We start from the raw sequence: 16,613 nt of genomic DNA, 5'->3' as shown, positions 1-16,613 counted from the left end.
TCTACTCGTCGAGGGTGCGTTGGAGGTCGTTCAGCAGGGTCAGCGCCTCCAGCGGCGTCGTCGTCGCCACGTCGACGCCGCGGAGAGTCTCGGCCACCTCTCGGAGGCGGTCGTCGGTGCCGTCTGTCGATTGTCGCTCCGCGGGCATGGAGGTTTCGTCGGTCCCCGCGGCGGAGTGTCCGTTCGTCGAGAACGACGTGAGCGAGGCGTTCGCGGGGCGAGCAGAAGGCATCTCGGCTCCGTCCGTCGCCGCCGATTCGACACCGCCGTCGTCTCCGGTTTGCGAGTCGGCGACGAGCTGTTCGGAGCGCGCGACGACCGAACTCGGCACGCCGGCCATCCGCGCGACTTCGACGCCGTACGACGAGGAGGACGCGCCCTCGGCGACGCGGTGGAGAAACGTCACCTCGGCGTCGTCTCCGCCTCTGTCCGAGTCGCCGTCGCGTCCGCGTTCGACCGTGAAGTGGAGATTTCGGACGCCCGATAGCTCGTCGGCGACGGCGGTGAGTTCGTGGTAATGCGTCGCAAACAGCGTCGTCGCGCCCACCTCGTCGTGGAGAAATTCGGTAGTGGCCTGCGCGATGGCGAGGCCGTCGGCGGTGCTGGTGCCGCGGCCGACCTCGTCGAGGAGGACGAGCGACTGTTCGGTCGCGTGGTGCAGAATCGTCGTCAGTTCGCTCATCTCGCGCATGAACGTCGACTGCCCGCCCGCGATGTCGTCGGAGGCCCCGACGCGGGTGAACACGCGGTCGACCATCGGGAGCCTCGCCGCCGTGGCGGGGACGAAACTGCCCACCTGCGCGAGGACGACGACGAGCGCGACCTGCCGCATGTACGTCGATTTCCCGCTCATGTTGGGGCCGGTGACGAGCGCGAGTCGCGCGTCGGTGAGGTCGGTCGGGTTCGGGACGAAGGAGTCCTGCTGTCGCTCGACGACGGGGTGTCGTCCGGCCTCGATGCGGATGCCGTCGGCACCGAGTTCCGGACGCGCGTACTCGTTCTCGACGGCGACGGACGCGAGCGTCGCCAGTACGTCGATGGTGGCGAGCGCGTCCGCGACCGACTGGATGCGCTCTGACTCCTCGCCGACGTCGCGTCGAACCTCCCGAAACAGTTCGTATTCGAGCGCGTCGGCGCGCTCGGAGGCCCCGAAGATCTCGTCCTCGCGGCGCTTCAGTTCGGGCGTGTAGAACCGCTCGGAGTTCTTGAGGGTTTGCCGCCGCGTGTAGTCGTCGGGCACCCGGTCGAGGTTCGGGTTCGTCACCTCGATGTAGTAGCCGTGGACCTGGTTGTGGCCGACCGACAGCGAGTCGATTTCCGTCCGCTCTCGCTCCCTGGCTTCGAGGTCGGCGACCCACTGCCGACCCTCGCGCTCGGTCGCGCGGAGCTCGTCGAGTTCGTCGTCGAACCCCTCCCGGATGACGCCTCCCTCCGTAATCTCCATCGGCGGGTCCGAGGCGATAGCCCGACCCACGAGGTCGCGGACGTCTTCGAGCTCGTCCAACGACTCGAAAAGCGAGCGGAGGCGGTCGCTCTCGGCGTCTTCGAGCGCCGCCTTCACGTCGGGGACCACGTCGAGCGTCGTCTTCAGCGAGCGGAGGTCGCGGGCGTTCGCCCGGCCGCGGGAGACGCGGGCGACCAGGCGTTCCACGTCGTACACGTCGCGCAGGCGGTCGTGGAGTTCCTCGCGGACGAGCGAACGCGACGCGAGTTCCTCGACGGCGTCCAGTCGGGCGTCGATGCGCTCGCGGTCGACCAGCGGGCGGCGGAGCCACTGCCGGAGGCGGCGGCGACCGAGCGCGCAGGCGGTGTCGTCGAGCACGTCGAACAGCGTCGGTCCCGCCGAGGGGCCCTGCGACTCGAACAGTTCGAGGCTCCGCAGCGCCGTCGCGTCGAGTCGGAGGCCGTCGCGCGGGTCGTAGCGCTGGATGCGCGAGACGTAGTCGAGCGTCTCGTCGCCCTGCGTGTACTCGGCGTAGGCGAGCAGCGCGCCGACCGCGCGGAGTTCGGCGTCGTTGCCGACGACCGCGTCGGGCCGCGGGACGTACTTTTCGAGCGTCTCGCGGGCGGCGGAGGAGGCGAAGGCGTCGGCGTCGAACTCGGTGCGCATCGCGTCGCCGTCGAGGTCTGCGGGGTCGACGGCGGCGTCGGGGCCGACGACGATTTCGGCGGGGGCGACGCGCTGGAGTTCTTCGAGGGCGCGTTCGGGCGTTTCGGCGCTCGTGACGAGACACTCGCCGGTGGAGACGTCAACGGCGGCGACGGCGTGGTGTGTGGTGGCTTCGGAGTCGTCGCGCTCCGCGCTGGCGACGCAGGCGACGTAGTTCGTCGACCCCGGCGAGAGGAGTTCGTCGTCGACGACCGTTCCAGGGGTGACGATTTGGGTGACCGCGCGGTCGACGAGACCCGACGCCTCGGCGGCGTCCTCGACCTGGTCGGCGATGGCGACGCGGTAGCCCGCGTCCAGAAGGGTCTCGACGTAGGAGGCGGCGTTGTCGATGGGAATACCCGTCATCGGGTAGGTGCCCGTCGAGTCCTCGCGCTGGGTGAGCGTCAGTTCGAGCACGCGGGCGGTCTCCTCGGCCGCCTCGCAGAACGTCTCGTAGAAGTCGCCGACCTGAAAGAGGACCAGAAACTCGTCGTACGCCGCGCAGAGCTCGTAGTACTGGCTCAACATCGGCGTCAGGTCCTCGCGGTTCGCCCGCATCTTCGCCGGAGGTCCCGTGACCGCAGTCATACCGAGAGAGGGGAGCGCGGGCGGTAAAAGCCACACGACAACGGAGCGCCGCACCGCGCGTGGCCGTGGCTGGAGACGGGGAGCGGCACGCCCGACGGTGAGCGGCCCGACGGTCGGTCGTCGAAATCGGGAGGACCACCGTCGGAGCGCGCCGCAAGAGGCGACGTACGCGACGGGGCCAGAGTGTATCACGCGTGCACGCCCGGCAAAGTTACGTGGATTCGACCGTTATAGAACAAACGAGAGACGTGTGCGCCTTAGCCTCACGGCCAGTTACCCGGACCGACGCGACGCCAGAGCAGTGCCGATCGTATCCTCACCCCGCATCACATGACTGACGCAGAGACGACCACCCACGGAGCGAGCGAACGCACAGCCTTACCCGTAGAGGAGACCGAGGACCTCGTCGACCGAATTTCCGAGAACGTCGAACGCGTCATCGTCGGCCACAGAGACGTTATCGAACACATTCTGATAACGCTTCTCGCCAGGGGTCACCTGCTGCTCGAAGACGTGCCGGGCGTCGGCAAGACGATGCTCGCGCGGTCTATCGCCCGCTCCGTCGACTGCTCGTTCAAGCGCATACAGTTCACCCCGGACCTACTCCCGTCGGACGTGACGGGCGTCAACGTCTTCGACCAGAAGACGCGCGAGTTCGAGTTCCAACCCGGCCCGGTGTTCGGCAACGTCGTCCTCGGCGACGAGATCAACCGCGCGCCGCCGAAGACTCAGAGCGCGCTGCTGGAGGCGATGGAGGAGTCACAGGTCACCGTTGACGGAACCACGCACCCGCTGCCGACGCCGTTTACCGTCATCGCGACGCAGAACGACGTCGAACTCAGTCGTACGTACGAACTACCGGTCGCCGAGATCGACCGCTTCATGAAGAAACTCCGCCTCGGCTATCCGAACGAAGCCGACGAGACGGAACTGCTGGGACGGGTCGCAAACCGGCACCCCATCGAGACGCTCGAACCGGTCGCGACCACCGAAGACGTGCTACGAGCGCGCGAGACCGTCGCCAACGTCGAAGTCTCCGAACCGGTTCGGTCGTACGTCTCGCAACTGGCGACGTACACGCGAGACAACGCCGAACTGGGCGTCAGCCCGCGCGGTAGCATCGCGCTGGTCCGCGCCGCACAGGCCCGAGCGGTGCTCGACGCCCGCGAGTACGTCGTCCCCGACGACGTGCAGACGGAGCTACAGAGCGTGTGGGCGCACCGCATCCACCCGGAGACGGGGAACGAAACCGGGCAGAGTGTCGTTCAGGCGGCGTTAGGGGCCGTCTCGGTGGAATGAGACCCACGCGACGCGGTGTGGTCGTCGGCGGCGTCTGCGTCGCGGGGTTCGCCGCCGCCGAACTGTACGGCGCCCGCTCGCTGAACGCCGTCGTCTTTCCCGCACTTGTCGCCCTCGTCGCCGCCTTCGTCCAACTCCGGTCGTTCGACGAACCGAACGTCCACCGCGCCGTGCCCGACGACGGCTTCGTCGGCGAGACGCACGAGGTGACGCTCGAACTCACGACCGACGGAACGCCGTACAGCGCGGACGTTGTCGACCACGTCGGCGACGGCCTCTCGCGCCGGACGGACGCGGCGAAAACCGAGACCACCGTCGGCGGCGACGCCATCGGCTACGACGTGACCTACGAGCGGCGGGGCGAGCGAACGCTCGGCCCCGTAACCGTCGTCGCGCGCGACGTGTTCGGGTTACTCGAGACGGAGCTCACCTGCCGCGACACCGACCGCGTGCTCGTGTATCCGACGCTGCGACGGGTTCCCGGGTGGGCGCGCGCGGAGCTCTCGGCCGTCCACGGCGTCGGACTCACCGAGGACCGCGACGAGTTCAGCAGCATCCGCGAGTACCGCCACGGCGACGCCCTGCGCGACGTGCACTGGCGCTCCAGCGCCAAGCGCGACGACCTCATCGTCACCCAGTACAGCGCCGACGAGGAGCGACGCGCGGTGACGCTCACCGCGGGCGGGCAGTCCGAGCGCGCCGATGCGATGGCCGAGGCGGTCGCCAGCCTCTCGTTCGCGCTGCTGGAGGCGGGCGTCCCGGTCACGGTTTCGGTACCCGACGGTCGGGCCGTCGCGGAACCGACCGCCCGCGACAGGCGACAGTTGCTCGAACTGCTGGCGCGAACCGGCGGGGGAGAACCGCCGGACGCGACGGCCGACGTGGTCGTCCGCGCCGAACGCGACGCGGTTCGGGTTCTCGTCGACGACCGGGAGACGTCGTTCGAGGCGCTGACAGAGAAGCGACGGACGGCCGACGGAAGCGGCGGCGAAGACGCGATATCGCCGGGCGAGCGAGCGGCGGAGGCACTCTCGGATGGCGGCCAGCGGTCGGCAGGTGAGACCGCATGAGTCGCCGCACGAGCCGACGCACCTTCCGCGGCGGAGCGCTCGCGGCCATCGCGCTACTGTTGTTCGCGCTCACGAGCGTACTCTACCACATCACCGACGTCGTCGGCGTCGGCGAGAGCAGGACGTATCTCGTCGTCGCCGCCGGAACGGTGCTGGCGGCGACGGTGGTCGCCCGGCTGCTCCGGCCGCGAACGGCGTTCGCGCTGGCGCTGCTGTTTCTCCTGGCCGGCTTTGCGGCGTACTTCTTCTCCTTACCGGAGGCTCAGCGCGCCGCGTTCTCCCTCGACAGGGCGCTCGCCGACGTGGTGGCGTTGCTCACCGGACTGTCGGTACTGCGACTGGCACAGGCGGACGTGTGGGCGCTCGCGGCGACGCCCGCGCCGGTGTTTTTCACCTGGTACCTCGCGCTCCGCCGTCGCTACGTGGGCGCGGCGACGGTCGGCGGCGCGACGCTCGGACTGCTGGTGCTGACGGGCGACGCGGACTCTCTGACGACGCTCGCCGGCGTCGTCGGCGTCGCCGGCGCTGTCGGCCTGGGAACGCTCGAAGCCCGCGGAGGCGTCACCGCCCAGCTTGACACGTTCGCTATCGTCGTCGCGGTGATGATCGTCGCCTCGGCGTCGCTGTCGGTCGTTCCGGGCGGTGCGGCGCAGCCGCTACTTCCGGAGACGAACGCGCCGACGAGCGAGCAGAATCTCGTTCAGTCGAGCGACCAGGTCGACATCGAAGGGAGCATCAGACTGTCGCCGGAGGTGCGGTTCACCGTCGAGAGCGCCGAACCGCGCTACTGGCGTACCTCGGTGTACGACCGCTACACCGGCGGCGGGTGGGTGCGGTCGGAGTCCGAGACCCGCGCGTACGACGGGCGGCTGGAGAGCGGCCCGGGCGAGCGTCGCGAACTCACCCAGCGCGTGACCGCGCGGACGCAGCTGGAGTCGCTGCCGGCGGCGGCCGAACCGGTCGAACTCCGGGGTGAACCCGCCGACGACGCGCTCGTCACCGACCAGGGGACGCTCCGCGCCGGCGGGACACTCCGCGAGAACGAGAGCTACACCGTCGTCAGCGAGCCGCCGCGATACACCCCCGAGCAGTTGCAGCGCTCCGGCGACGACTACCCCGACGAGGTGGCCGACCGGTACCTGCAGTTGCCCGACAGCACCTCCGACCGCCTCCGCGAGCGGACCGCGAACGTGACCGAAGGCGAGGACAACGCCTACGACAAGGCGGTCGCCATCGAGGAGCATCTGGAGTCGACCAAGGAGTACTCGCTGAACGTCGAGGATCCGAACGGCGACGTCGCCGACGCGTTCCTCTTCGAGATGGAGGCGGGATACTGTACGTACTTCGCGTCGACGATGGCCGTGATGCTCCGCTCGGAGGGGATTCCCGCGCGGATGGCGACCGGCTACACGCCGGGCCAGCGAGTCGCCGAGAACGAGTGGGTCGTCCGCGGACTGAACGCCCACGCGTGGGTCGAGGTGTACTTCCCGGGGGTCGGGTGGGTGCAGTTCGACCCGACGCCGAGCGACCCGCGCCAGTCCGCCGAGGACGTCCGCCTGGAGAGCGCGCGTCAGAACGACGAGAGCAACGTCGACACCGGCAACTCCTCGGAGAGCGAGTGGACGCCGACGCCGACCGAGACGCCCACCGAGACGACCGACAACGCGACGACCACCGCGGCCAGCGCGAACATCGACGGACCGCAGGCCGAACAGCCCGGTCCGAACGCGAGCCTTCCCGGCGGGGCGGTGAGCGGGCTCGGAGAGAACCAGACGGCCGCACCGACGACGAACGAGAGCGGCGGCGCGGGCGAGGGAGACGCCGGCGGCGGCCTCCCGTCGCGAGAGACGCTCGGCGTCGGGTTAGCGGCGCTCGTCGGGTTGGCCGCGGGCGCGCGCCGAACCGGCGTCAGCACGCGGACGTATCGGAGCGTCTGGGTGCGGTTCCAGGGACGTCGACGGACGCCCGAACGGGATGCCGAGCGGGCGTTCGAGCGACTCGAATACCTGCTGTCCCGGCAGTACCGGCCGCGCCGCCGGGGTGAGACGCCGCGGCGGTATCTGCGGAGCCTCTCCCGACTCGGCCTCGACGAGCGGGCGCTCCGCGTCGGTGACGTGTACGAGCGCGCCCGGTACGGACCGGGCGTCAGCCGCGAAGAGACGGAGTCGGCAATCGAGACGGTGGACGCGCTCGTGCGGCGGTCGACGCCGATACTGGGACGGTTCCGGTAGTAGCTCGGTCGCAACTTCGGTCGCAAGCGAGCGCCGCGGTGAAAGCCCGCGAAAGCGACCGAGGGACCGATTCCCGACACTGTTTTGTACCCCCATCGAGTAGTTCCGCCTTGTAATGTCGGAAGTCTGCTCGACGTGCGGGCTGCCTCAGGAACTCTGCGTCTGCGAAGACGTGGCGCGAGAGTCCCAAGAGATCAGCATCCGCATCGACGAGCGCCGCTACGGAAAGGAGGTAACGGTCATCGAAGGATTCGACCCCAAGGACGTGGACATGAGTAGCCTCTCCTCGGACCTGAAGTCGAAGTTCGCCTGCGGTGGAACCGTCGAAAACGATTCCATCGAACTGCAGGGAAACCACAGTGGTCGCGTGGAGGACTTCCTCCGCGACAAAGGGTTCAACGTTGCCTGACCACACCTACGTGACCGTCCTCTGACTCGGCCCGCGTCGAGTCTCCGTTTCTCGTAGGTCTACGTCGAAGAGACGTGAGTTCACTCAACGCTCGGATGGTGCGAGTGTTGTCAGCCGCGTGGTTTTTCGTGAGCCCGCAAGAAGGGGGTAGTATGCGCTCTGCGAGTCTCTACTCTGAAAAAAAACGGTGTAGGACGGTTGTGGGTCCGGGTGACGCTCGCAGTGTTCGCTGTGACCGGCGTCGTCGTCGCGTTAGCCGAGTGGGGCGTCCTCCCGAGAGACGTGACGATGGTCGGTGCGCCAGCGATTATCGCGACACTGCTCGTCGATACGTTCCTCTACAACGAGTTTCTCGTCAGCACTGGCGACGGAATCTGGCTCCTCGTCTACGGGTTTCTCTTCCTGCAGTCTGCCGTGGTCGCCGCCTTGGTGACGAAAGTCGTCTACCAGGGGGCGATAGGTGAGAGCTAGAACGGCGACTGCGGGCCTTCGTCGTCAGTCGGGCGCGCGGAGTCGACGTCACCGGTCCACTCGGTGAGACCGCCCTCCATGCTCTCGACGTGGGCGTCTCTCGTCCCCTCGTAGGATTTGATGAGGCGGGCGGCCTGTCGGCTGGCTTGGCCGTGCGGGCAGACGGTGACGATGCGCTCGGCGTCCGAAAGCGACTCGACGCGGTTCGGTAGCTCGGCAAAGGGGATGTTCTCGCTGCCGGGGATGTGCTCGCGGTCGAACGCCGCCGGAGAGCGGATGTCGACGACTCGCGGCGGCGCATCGCCGTCGAGGAGCGCCTCGACTTCTTGGGGCGTGATTTCGCCGTCCATATCACGACATTCCGGCGAAGACGGATAAGGACGCGGGTCGGGGAGAAACGGTTATATTTGAGCGCCAAAACGTTCGGATATGAAATACGTTCCCCAACGCATCGCTCTCCTCATCCTCACTGCCGTACTCGTCGTCGCCGCGGCGGGTACACTGGTCCTCCTCCCCTCTCCGACCGCCGACCACCGAGCCATCGCCGCCGACGACACGCCGACAGAGAAGGCAACGGCGGCGATGGAGAATCTGCGAGCGACGAACTACAGCTACAGCCTCGACGTTCGGTTCGAAGGCGGGACACACGACCAGTTCGCGTACGCCGTCGACGGGCGGAACGGGCGCGCTCACGGGAGCGTAGACATCGCAGACCAAGAGTACGAAACGATGCGGACGCGACACACGACGTGGACGCGAAATACCACGTCTGGAGCGCCGGGGGCGTGGACGAGCAAACCGAGTAAATCGTACACAGACGTCCACCTCCTCCGACCGCAACAGGTGGAGAACGTGACGTTCGAGCAGGTGTCAGCGGACCACGAAACCCTCGTCCTCCGCGCCGACCTCACGGGTGGCGAGACGAAAGCGATGTACTTCGGGCCGTGGAGTCAGAACAGCACCGCGACGTTGACGCTCCACGTCGACCGTGACCGGGAAATCGTCACCCGCGCGACGATGAACGTGACCAACGACGCCTCTGCCGGTCACTACCTGATGAAAAACGACGTCTCAACCGGTCACTACGACGCGACGGTGAGCGACGTGGGAGAGACGAGTGTGGAAAAACCCGACTCGATTCCGTCGCCGACGGTCGACGAGGTAGTCAACCGCCTCGTCGTCGGGTTGCAGCGACTCGGCGCGTAACGCGATAGCCGGCTACAACAGGCCCTCGTCTTTCGCCAACAGCAGTCCTTCGATAGTCGCGTCGTTCGTCGGTTGCGCCCGCGCCACGTCGACGGCGTCCTCGATGGGCACCGCCTTCGGCGTGAGAAACTCGTTGGAGTCGAGTTCGCGCTCGCCGGGGGTCAGCCCCTCCGCGAAGACGATGCCGCGGCGGTGTCTGAGCAGGCCGGTGCAGGTCCAGAAGTCCTGGACGAGCGAGAGACTCGACGCCTCGAACCCCGTCTCTTCGCGGAGTTCGCGTTCGGCCGCCTGCGTGAACGACTCGCCCCGCTCGACGATGCCCGCCGGCAGTTCCAACTGCGTCTCGCGGACGGTCGGACGGTACTGCTCGACGAAGAGGACGTGCTCCTCCGCCACCGCGACGACGACGACGGCCGTCGAGAGTTCCGCCCAGTAGTACTTTTTCTCGGTGCCGTCGGGTTGCCGGACCCGGTCGTAGCCGCCGGTGAACCACCCCGTCTCGTACTCGGTCTGCGAGTCGAGAACGGGCCACTCCGGGTCGCCGAGCGCGTCGCGGCGGCCGCTGTTTGTCGTCTCGTCTGCGCTTCTGTCGCCGTCGTCGCGTGTCTCGTCGGTCATGGTTCAGTTACTCTTGCTCCACGGCGACCCAGTAACGCGTCCCGTCGTACTCGACGAGCACACGGCCGTCGCGTTCGGCGTCCGGATTCTGCGTCGTGAGCGCGTCGCGTTCGTCGAACGGCGAGTGGGTGAAAGACTCCTTCAGGCCGAACGGTCCCCGCTGGTAGCCCTCCGAGCGGCCCGCTTCGAGCGCCGTGGCGAGGTACGGATACCGTTGGGCCGAAAAGTCGGTGACGTTCACCGCCGACCCGGCGGCGTCGGTCTCCTCGGCGGTGAGATAGTAGGGGTCGCCCGTGCCGAGATAGCTCGGGAGCGCTCCGAGCGCCAGCAGTCCGAGCGAGAGGAGGACGATAAACGCCAGGACGCGGCGCGTAATCGGTCGCACGCTCGTCGTTCGGACCGCCCGAGTAAACCGATTGCGCTCGCGGCGGCGCGAGAGGTCGTTCAGAACAGCTCGCGGTACACCCGGCCGAACGCCTGTCGTCGGAGCGTCCCGGCGGCCGCCTCCGGTTCGTTCTGGTACGTCGCCGCGAGCACGCGGTCCGCGAAGGGAATCACGTGCCAGACGACGTTGTCGACGTTCTCGCTGCCGAGCGTCTCGACCTCGTACTCGGCGTAGTCGTCGGCCCACGCCTCGAACTCCTCGTTCGTCCCGTCGTGGACGACGAGCAGCGACGCGAACAGCGCGTCGCGGGCCGTCTCGACCACCTCGCCGGTCACTCGCTCGCGGTACTCCTCGCGGTCGAACTCCATCGCCGTGGCCGTCTCGCGGACGACGACCTGCGCGGCGGGGCCGACCGACTCGTACAACTCGCGGGCTTCGTCTGCCGATTCGGGAGCGAACGCGCCGTCACTCTGCATGCGTTTCGCGTCGGAGCGCCGCGGTAAACGCGTTTCCGTCCCGTCTCGTCGAGGGTCACTCCTCCTCGGTGTCGCTCTCGTCCGCCTCGGTTTCGGTCGCTCCGTCGCTTTCGTCTCCGTCGGTGTCGCCGTCGCTTTCGTCTCCGTCGGCTTCGAGCATCTGCTGGGTCAGTTCCTGCGCCTCCCGGAGCACCTGCTGGGCCTCCGCGCTCATCGACCCCGACCCGCGCTGGGCGGCCGCACTCGGATCGAAGAAGCCGCCGGGCGCGTTCCCGTGGTCGTGACCGTGGCCGTGTCCGTGCTGGTGGTCGCGGCTCGCGTGCGTCGACCCGACCGTGTCCTCGAACACCTCGTCGTACTCGGTCTCCTCGGCGTGGCCGGTGACGACCTCGGCGAGTTCCTTCGATCCCCGTTCGTTCCAGCCGGGAACGTGCTCGTCCAGCCACGCCTCGTGTTCCTCGTGGCGGAGCATCGCCGTGAACGCGAGGTGGTTGGCGAGGTGTTCGGCGTCGCGCTGCGGCACGTCGCAGACCGGACAGGCGTATCCCATGGTCGTGGTTATCGTCGGAGCGAAAAAAGCGTGTTACTGTCCCGGCGGTCGTCGTTCGTCGGCGGCGACTACCTGTCGTCGCCGCCGCGCTGCCACTCGTCGGCGTCGACGACCATCACGAGCGCCGCCTCGCCGTCCTCGTAGTACCGGGGAATGCGGCGCAGGGGTTCGAAACCCTCGCTCTCGTACAGCGTCTTGGCGGGGTCGTTGTGTTCTCTGACTTCGAGCTTCACCAGATTCGCACCGCCGAGCGCCATCGAGACGAGCGACTGCCGGAGGAGCATCCGCCCGAGTCCGCGTCCGCGAGCGTCGGGATGGACAGCGATGTCCTTGACGTGGCCGATGTCGTGGCCGTAGTTCGGCATCACGTCGGCGACGACGTAGCCGACGACGCGCTCGGCGCGGTCGCCGCTCTGTTTCGACTGGGCGACGCCGTCGACGGCGACGAGGAAGCCGGGTTCGCCGAGAAACTGCTCGAACGCCGCGAAGGGCCACGGCTGTTTGAAGCAGGTCTTCTCGATGCGGAACACGTCGAGGAGGTCCGCCCGCTCGGCGCGTCGAACGGTCGTTCCTTCGGCGTCGGCGGGGGTGGTGGTCACGGAACGCCATTCGAGACGACGAACAATAAACGCGCTGGCAACACTCAGGTAATTGAAACTGGTCGGTGGGCCAGCAGTCCGAACGAGGAGACGACGGCGCGGCCGCTCGGCGGGCGAAAAACGAAAGAAAGCGGGGAGTGAACGCGCGTTCAGTCGTCGGCGGGCGTCGCGCCGCCCTGACCGTCTTCGTACTGCTGCTTCGTCCACGAGAGCTTGCCACCGGCGGCGAGAATCTCGCGCTCGCGCTCGGAGGCGTCGAGCTGGGCGGTCGCCTCCCAGTCGTCGTTCACGCGGACCGTGAACTCATCCTGGCCGGAGCGGACGCCTTCGCCGACGTCGTCGACGATCTCGATGTCGTCGCCCTGCTCGATCTTCTCGTAGGTCTCTACGTCGATGGTCAGCGGGACGAGACCGAAGTTGAACAGGTTCGCCTTGTGGATGCGGGCGAACGACTGCGCGAGAACGCCCTCGATGCCGAGGTACATTGGGCAGAGCGCCGCGTGCTCGCGGGAGGAACCCTGACCGTAGTTCTCGCCGGCGACGAGGAAGCCGCCGTCGGCGTCGAGCGCGCGCTGTGCGAACGTCTCGTCGACGCGCGAGAGCGTGAACTCCGAGAGCTTCGGCACGTTCGAGCGGAACTTGAGGATGTCCGACGTCGCCGGGATGATGTGGTCCGTCGTGATGTTGTCGGTCATCTTCAGGAGCGCCTCACCCGCGAGGTGCGACTGCAGGGGGTCCTTCAGCGGCACGTCGCCGATGTTGGGGCCCTTGATGAGGTCGTCGTCGACCGCTTCCTCGGGGCTGATGAGGTCGGCCTTCGAGCCGTTGTACTGGTCCGGGAGCTGGAAGCCGGGATCCTCGAGGTCGCCGAGTTCCTCGGCGAGGTCCCGCGGGTCGACGATCTCGCCCTTGAGCGCCGCCGCGGTGGCGACCTCCGGCGAGCAGAGGTAGACGGAGTCGTCCTCGATGCCGGAGCGGCCCTCGAAGTTGCGGTTGAACGTGCGCAGCGAGACGGAGTCGGAGGCGGGCACGTGACCGATACCGATACACGCGCCGCAGGTCGCCTCGGAGAAGTTGACGCCGGCGGCCATCATCTCCGCGGTCCAGCCCTGACGGGCCAGCAGTTCGGAGGCCTGCTTCGAGCCGGGGGCGACGATCATGTCCGTCTTCTTGTTGATCTCGCGGCCCTTCAGCATCTTCGCGGCCGGGAGGATGTCCGGATAACCGCCGTTCGTACAGGAGCCGATGATGACCTGGTCGACGGGCTCGCCCGCGACCTCGCGGACGGGGACGACGTTGTCGGGCATCGACGGCTTGGAGATGAGCGGTTCGAGGTCCGAGAGATCGATGACGATCTCGTCGGCGTACTCGGCGTCGTCGTCGGGCTGGAGGTCGACGTACTCGTCCTCGCGGTCGACGCGCTTCAGGAAGTCCTTCGTCTTCTCGTCGGTCGGGAAGATGGAGGAGGTCGCGCCGAGCTCGGTGCCCATGTTGGTGATGGTCGTGCGCTCGGGCACGGAGAGCGTCTCTACGCCGGGGCCGGTGTACTCGAACACTTTACCGACGCCGCCTTTGACGGAGAGCTGGCGGAGCATCTCGAGGATGACGTCTTTTGCCGTCGCCCACGCGGGCAGTTCGCCCTCGAGGCGGACGTTGACGACTTCCGGCATCTCGACGTAGTACGGGCCGCCACCCATGGCGACGGCGATGTCGAGGCCGCCCGCGCCGATGGCGAGCTGGCCGAGGCCGCCGGGCGTCGGCGTGTGGCTGTCCGAACCGAGGAGGGTCTTGCCGGGGGCGGCGAAGTTCTCCTTGTGGACGTTGTGGCAGATGCCGTTGCCCGGTCGGGAGAAGTGTGCGCCGAACGTTCCCGCTGCGGAGCGGAGGAAGCGGTGGTCGTCCGTGTTCTTGAAGTCGAACTGGTACGTCTGGTGGTCGCAGTACTGCGCCGCGAGTTCGGTCTGGACTTCGTCCAGTTCGAGCGCCTCGAACTGCAGCCAGACCATCGTTCCTGTCGTGTCCTGCGTGAGAACCTGATCGATCTCGATGCCGATCTCCTCACCGGGCGTGAGTTCACCCTCGACGAGGTGGTCGGCGAGAATTTTTTCGGTTACCGTCTGTCCCATAACGTTCGTTGGTCGTCTCCGGTTGGATATAAATCCCGCGTGTTTCCTACCCGAAGAACCGTGCGGAATGTCGCTCCCGCCGGCAATTTTCGCGGAGATGTCGAAGATGATTCGGTTACGAGTGAAACCTGTGCAGCGCGGAGTGTGCGGCAGTTCGACGATGGGTCGACGCCAAACGAGAACGGCTATCCGCTCGGAGTCGAGACGCCCGAGTATGTACCGAGCAGGTTCGTTCGTCGGCGACCAGGTCTCGCCCGTCTCGGAGGAGCAGCGACAACCGAACGGCGTCGACCTGACGCTCGAAGCCGTCTTCGAGCAGCGTGAGCCCGGCCGCATCGGCCACGAGGGCAAGGAGATCGGCGACAGACAGGCGGTCGAACGCGAGGAGACCGACGACGAGACGGAGACGTACTACCTCCCGCCGGGCGGTTACGTTGTCCGCTACGCGGAGACGGTTCGCATCCCCGAGGGACACGTCGGCTTCATCTACCCCCGGTCGTCGCTTCTGCGCAACTCCTGCATGCTGAACACGGCGGTGTGGGACTCGGGCTACGAAGGGAAAGGCGAGGGACTGCTCGAGGTCCACCACGACGTCGAACTGGAGCGCGGGGCGCGAATCGCGCAGTTAGTTCTCGCAGAGGCCGACCACGACGGTACGTACGACGGAAGCTACCAGGGCGAAAACCTGTAGCGGGCGTCTCGACCGTCTCCTCGGCAAACTTTGCCAGAGAGTTACTCTTTTTACCCCAAGAGGATTGGGTGCGCGTAGATGAGTCTCATCGGGGAGTTCGTTCTGGACACACCGATTCTCCAGCAGGCACTCTCCTCCAAACCCGGCGTAGCCGCCGACATCGAACTGATACAGGCGGACGAGTCGGGCGTGATTCAAATGTTCGTCTGGATTTCGGGTACCTCCACGGAGGAGTTCGCCGCCGCCGTCGACGACGACCCGACGGTGACCAACCTCACGCCGCTCGTCGACGTCAACGACAAGCGTCTCTACCACCTCGAATACACCGAGTACGGCCACAGTTTCTCGGCGTACCCGGCGGTGGTGGAGCTAGGCGCGATGAATCTCGACATGAGGTGGGAGAACGGCGTCTGGCAGATTCGGATGCGCTTCCCCAACCGCGCGTCGTTGCAGGAGTACTACAAACAGGACCTCGACGTCGACGTCACCCGCCACCTCACGGCGGTGTACAGCGAGGGCGGCGAACTCCCCGGCGAGTCGTTCGGCCTGACCGGACCGCAGCGCGAGATACTCACGCAGGCGCTCGACGAAGGCTACTTCGAGGTGCCGCGGCGCACGACGCTGAGCGAACTCGCGGAGGGGATGGGTATCTCCGCGCAGGCGGCGTCGGTCCGCCTCCGGCGCGCACACAGGACGCTCGTCCAGAACAGTCTCAACGGTGCCGACTCGGAGTAACCGAGACACCGAGCGACCACACATAAAGGATTGAACACTCAACCAGGGATGCTACACCACCTCTCACTGGAAGTAGGGTATGGTCGGAGAGGTCGAATCGATGGAACACTCAAACACGGAGGGCGGTGTTGACGCGGACGGGCACGCGAACGACACACTTGGAACATCAGAGGCATGGTATCGTCCGGGTGACTCCTTCGATTTGAGCGTCATCATTCTCGACGCTGTCGCCGATGCGGCGGACGTAGACCCGCTGCACAACGAGTTCTCCCCACTCTACGGTAGCGTCGACGTCAATGCGCTCGAAACAGCCCTCTTCGACCCTGATTCGCAACGGCCGCGAGACATCCGCGGCGAACTCGCCTTCGACTACGAAGGGTTCGAGGTCGCCGTGAGAGCGGACGGGCGAGTCAGCGTCAGTGCGCGAGATTGAGCGGAGCGTCCGGAGGCACCCCTAATCTGTCTCCGTTCGTCACGCCACTGACAGACATCGCGGTCGCGTTTGACCCGACAACGGCTGGCTGAACGAACGGTACCGGGTAAAACCGCCGTCCGGGACGGGCTGAATGGCTCGCGGTACGTGACAGAGCACGTACCGACCTTTTCTCCACCACCTTCGGTTCACATTCGGGAGTGAATCGACGGATGAGTAGCGAACGTAGAGCGTCTGCAGACGTACCGAAGCGAGTACAGTCTACTTCAACTCTCACTGAGGCGTTTTCACTGCTCACTTCGTCTGGGGGCGGCACGTGAGTCGCCTGCACGGCTTGCGAGACCTTCGGTCTCGCGCTGTTCGCAGAAAAACGGGCTGGGAGGGAGTTGAACCACCGGAACGTCGGTCGCTGCGCTCCCTCGTTCCGTAATACAACTCCCTCGGGAGCCGCTTCACTCCTCCCTTCGGTCGTCGTAGAAGCGGGCTGGGAGGGAGTTGAACCCCCGACCGTCTGGTTAAAAGCCAGACGCTCTGCCTAACTGAGCTACCAGCCCTCGAACTGAGTTACGCGAGAGTG

General features: G+C 66.9%; 17 protein-coding genes and 1 tRNA gene. 9 read left to right on the top strand and 9 right to left on the bottom strand.

Annotation, left to right across the window (positions count from 1 at the left end):
* Position 1: 1 nt before the first annotated feature.
* Positions 2-2,737 (bottom strand): DNA mismatch repair protein MutS, encoded by a 2,736-nt coding sequence (gene mutS / locus LAQ73_RS08525; protein WP_224267859.1) that lies wholly within the window; start codon positions 2,735-2,737, stop codon positions 2-4.
* Between the two features lie 330 nt (positions 2,738-3,067).
* Here mutS and LAQ73_RS08520 point away from each other — a divergent pair, with 330 nt between their 5' ends.
* The 5 genes from LAQ73_RS08520 (at position 3,068) to LAQ73_RS08500 (ending at position 8,217) form a co-directional block, all read left to right on the top strand.
* Entirely contained in the window at positions 3,068-4,036 is a 969-nt protein-coding gene (locus LAQ73_RS08520) for an AAA family ATPase (RefSeq protein WP_224267858.1), read from the top strand.
* On the top strand, positions 4,033-5,106 hold the full coding sequence (locus tag LAQ73_RS08515) for a DUF58 domain-containing protein (protein ID WP_224267857.1): 1,074 nt from the start codon (positions 4,033-4,035) through the stop codon (positions 5,104-5,106). The genes LAQ73_RS08520 and LAQ73_RS08515 overlap by 4 nt, the downstream gene beginning before the upstream one ends.
* Positions 5,103-7,337 (top strand): transglutaminase TgpA family protein, encoded by a 2,235-nt coding sequence (locus LAQ73_RS08510; RefSeq protein WP_224267856.1) that lies wholly within the window; start codon positions 5,103-5,105, stop codon positions 7,335-7,337. Before LAQ73_RS08515 ends, LAQ73_RS08510 begins: the two co-directional genes overlap by 4 nt.
* A 115-nt stretch (positions 7,338-7,452) precedes the next feature.
* Positions 7,453-7,746, top strand: a complete 294-nt coding sequence (gene yciH / locus LAQ73_RS08505; RefSeq protein ID WP_224267855.1) for a stress response translation initiation inhibitor YciH — start codon at positions 7,453-7,455, stop codon at positions 7,744-7,746.
* Between the two features lie 210 nt (positions 7,747-7,956).
* Positions 7,957-8,217, top strand: a complete 261-nt coding sequence (locus LAQ73_RS08500; protein WP_224267854.1) for a hypothetical protein — start codon at positions 7,957-7,959, stop codon at positions 8,215-8,217.
* Here the strand turns inward: LAQ73_RS08500 and LAQ73_RS08495 are convergent.
* Positions 8,214-8,567, bottom strand: a complete 354-nt coding sequence (locus tag LAQ73_RS08495; RefSeq protein WP_224267853.1) for a rhodanese-like domain-containing protein — start codon at positions 8,565-8,567, stop codon at positions 8,214-8,216. The two genes, LAQ73_RS08500 and LAQ73_RS08495, sit on opposite strands and share 4 nt — an antisense overlap.
* A gap of 79 nt (positions 8,568-8,646) precedes the next feature.
* On the opposite strand from LAQ73_RS08495, the gene LAQ73_RS08490 reads away from it, so the two are divergent.
* Positions 8,647-9,423, top strand: coding sequence for a hypothetical protein (locus LAQ73_RS08490; RefSeq protein ID WP_224267852.1), 777 nt, complete (start codon positions 8,647-8,649; stop codon positions 9,421-9,423).
* 12 nt (positions 9,424-9,435) lie between these two features.
* Here the strand turns inward: LAQ73_RS08490 and LAQ73_RS08485 are convergent, their stop codons facing one another.
* The 6 genes from LAQ73_RS08485 to LAQ73_RS08460 all read right to left on the bottom strand — a co-directional run bounded on the left by LAQ73_RS08485 (position 9,436) and on the right by LAQ73_RS08460 (position 14,177).
* Complete coding sequence (locus tag LAQ73_RS08485; protein ID WP_224267851.1) at positions 9,436-10,041, bottom strand: NUDIX hydrolase; 606 nt, start codon at positions 10,039-10,041, stop codon at positions 9,436-9,438.
* 7 nt (positions 10,042-10,048) lie between these two features.
* Positions 10,049-10,426, bottom strand: a complete 378-nt coding sequence (locus tag LAQ73_RS08480; protein ID WP_224267850.1) for a hypothetical protein — start codon at positions 10,424-10,426, stop codon at positions 10,049-10,051.
* Between the two features lie 59 nt (positions 10,427-10,485).
* Positions 10,486-10,902: a DUF5809 family protein gene (locus LAQ73_RS08475; RefSeq protein ID WP_224267849.1), complete on the bottom strand. Its 417-nt coding sequence runs from the start codon at positions 10,900-10,902 to the stop codon at positions 10,486-10,488.
* 55 nt (positions 10,903-10,957) lie between these two features.
* Entirely contained in the window at positions 10,958-11,452 is a 495-nt protein-coding gene (locus tag LAQ73_RS08470; RefSeq protein ID WP_224267848.1) for a DUF5810 domain-containing protein, read from the bottom strand.
* Positions 11,453-11,520: 68 nt separating this feature from the next.
* Positions 11,521-12,051, bottom strand: coding sequence for a GNAT family N-acetyltransferase (locus LAQ73_RS08465; RefSeq protein ID WP_224267847.1), 531 nt, complete (start codon positions 12,049-12,051; stop codon positions 11,521-11,523).
* A 149-nt stretch (positions 12,052-12,200) separates the two neighbouring features.
* Positions 12,201-14,177: an aconitate hydratase gene (locus LAQ73_RS08460; protein WP_224267846.1), complete on the bottom strand. Its 1,977-nt coding sequence runs from the start codon at positions 14,175-14,177 to the stop codon at positions 12,201-12,203.
* 160 nt (positions 14,178-14,337) lie between these two features.
* Here LAQ73_RS08460 and LAQ73_RS08455 point away from each other — a divergent pair, with 160 nt between their 5' ends.
* From LAQ73_RS08455 to LAQ73_RS08445, 3 genes are all read left to right on the top strand, one after another.
* Positions 14,338-14,868 (top strand): deoxyuridine 5'-triphosphate nucleotidohydrolase, encoded by a 531-nt coding sequence (locus tag LAQ73_RS08455; RefSeq protein WP_224267845.1) that lies wholly within the window; start codon positions 14,338-14,340, stop codon positions 14,866-14,868.
* A 78-nt stretch (positions 14,869-14,946) separates the two neighbouring features.
* Positions 14,947-15,603 carry a helix-turn-helix domain-containing protein gene (locus LAQ73_RS08450; RefSeq protein WP_224267844.1) on the top strand — a complete coding sequence of 219 codons (657 nt, stop codon included), beginning with the start codon at positions 14,947-14,949 and terminating at the stop codon, positions 15,601-15,603.
* 79 nt (positions 15,604-15,682) lie between these two features.
* A complete protein-coding gene (locus tag LAQ73_RS08445) occupies positions 15,683-16,036 on the top strand; it encodes a HalOD1 output domain-containing protein (RefSeq protein WP_224267843.1) in 354 nt (117 codons plus the stop codon).
* A 480-nt stretch (positions 16,037-16,516) separates the two neighbouring features.
* On the opposite strand, the gene LAQ73_RS08440 is transcribed toward LAQ73_RS08445, so the two are convergent.
* A tRNA-Lys gene (locus tag LAQ73_RS08440) sits at positions 16,517-16,590 on the bottom strand.
* Positions 16,591-16,613 lie beyond the last annotated feature (23 nt).

Origin of the sequence: Haloprofundus salinisoli (assembly GCF_020097815.1) — an archaeon.
Taxonomy (GTDB): domain Archaea; phylum Halobacteriota; class Halobacteria; order Halobacteriales; family Haloferacaceae; genus Haloprofundus; species Haloprofundus salinisoli.
The sequence above is the reverse complement of the archived record's forward strand: the minus strand, read 5'-3'. Positions and strand labels throughout refer to the sequence as shown.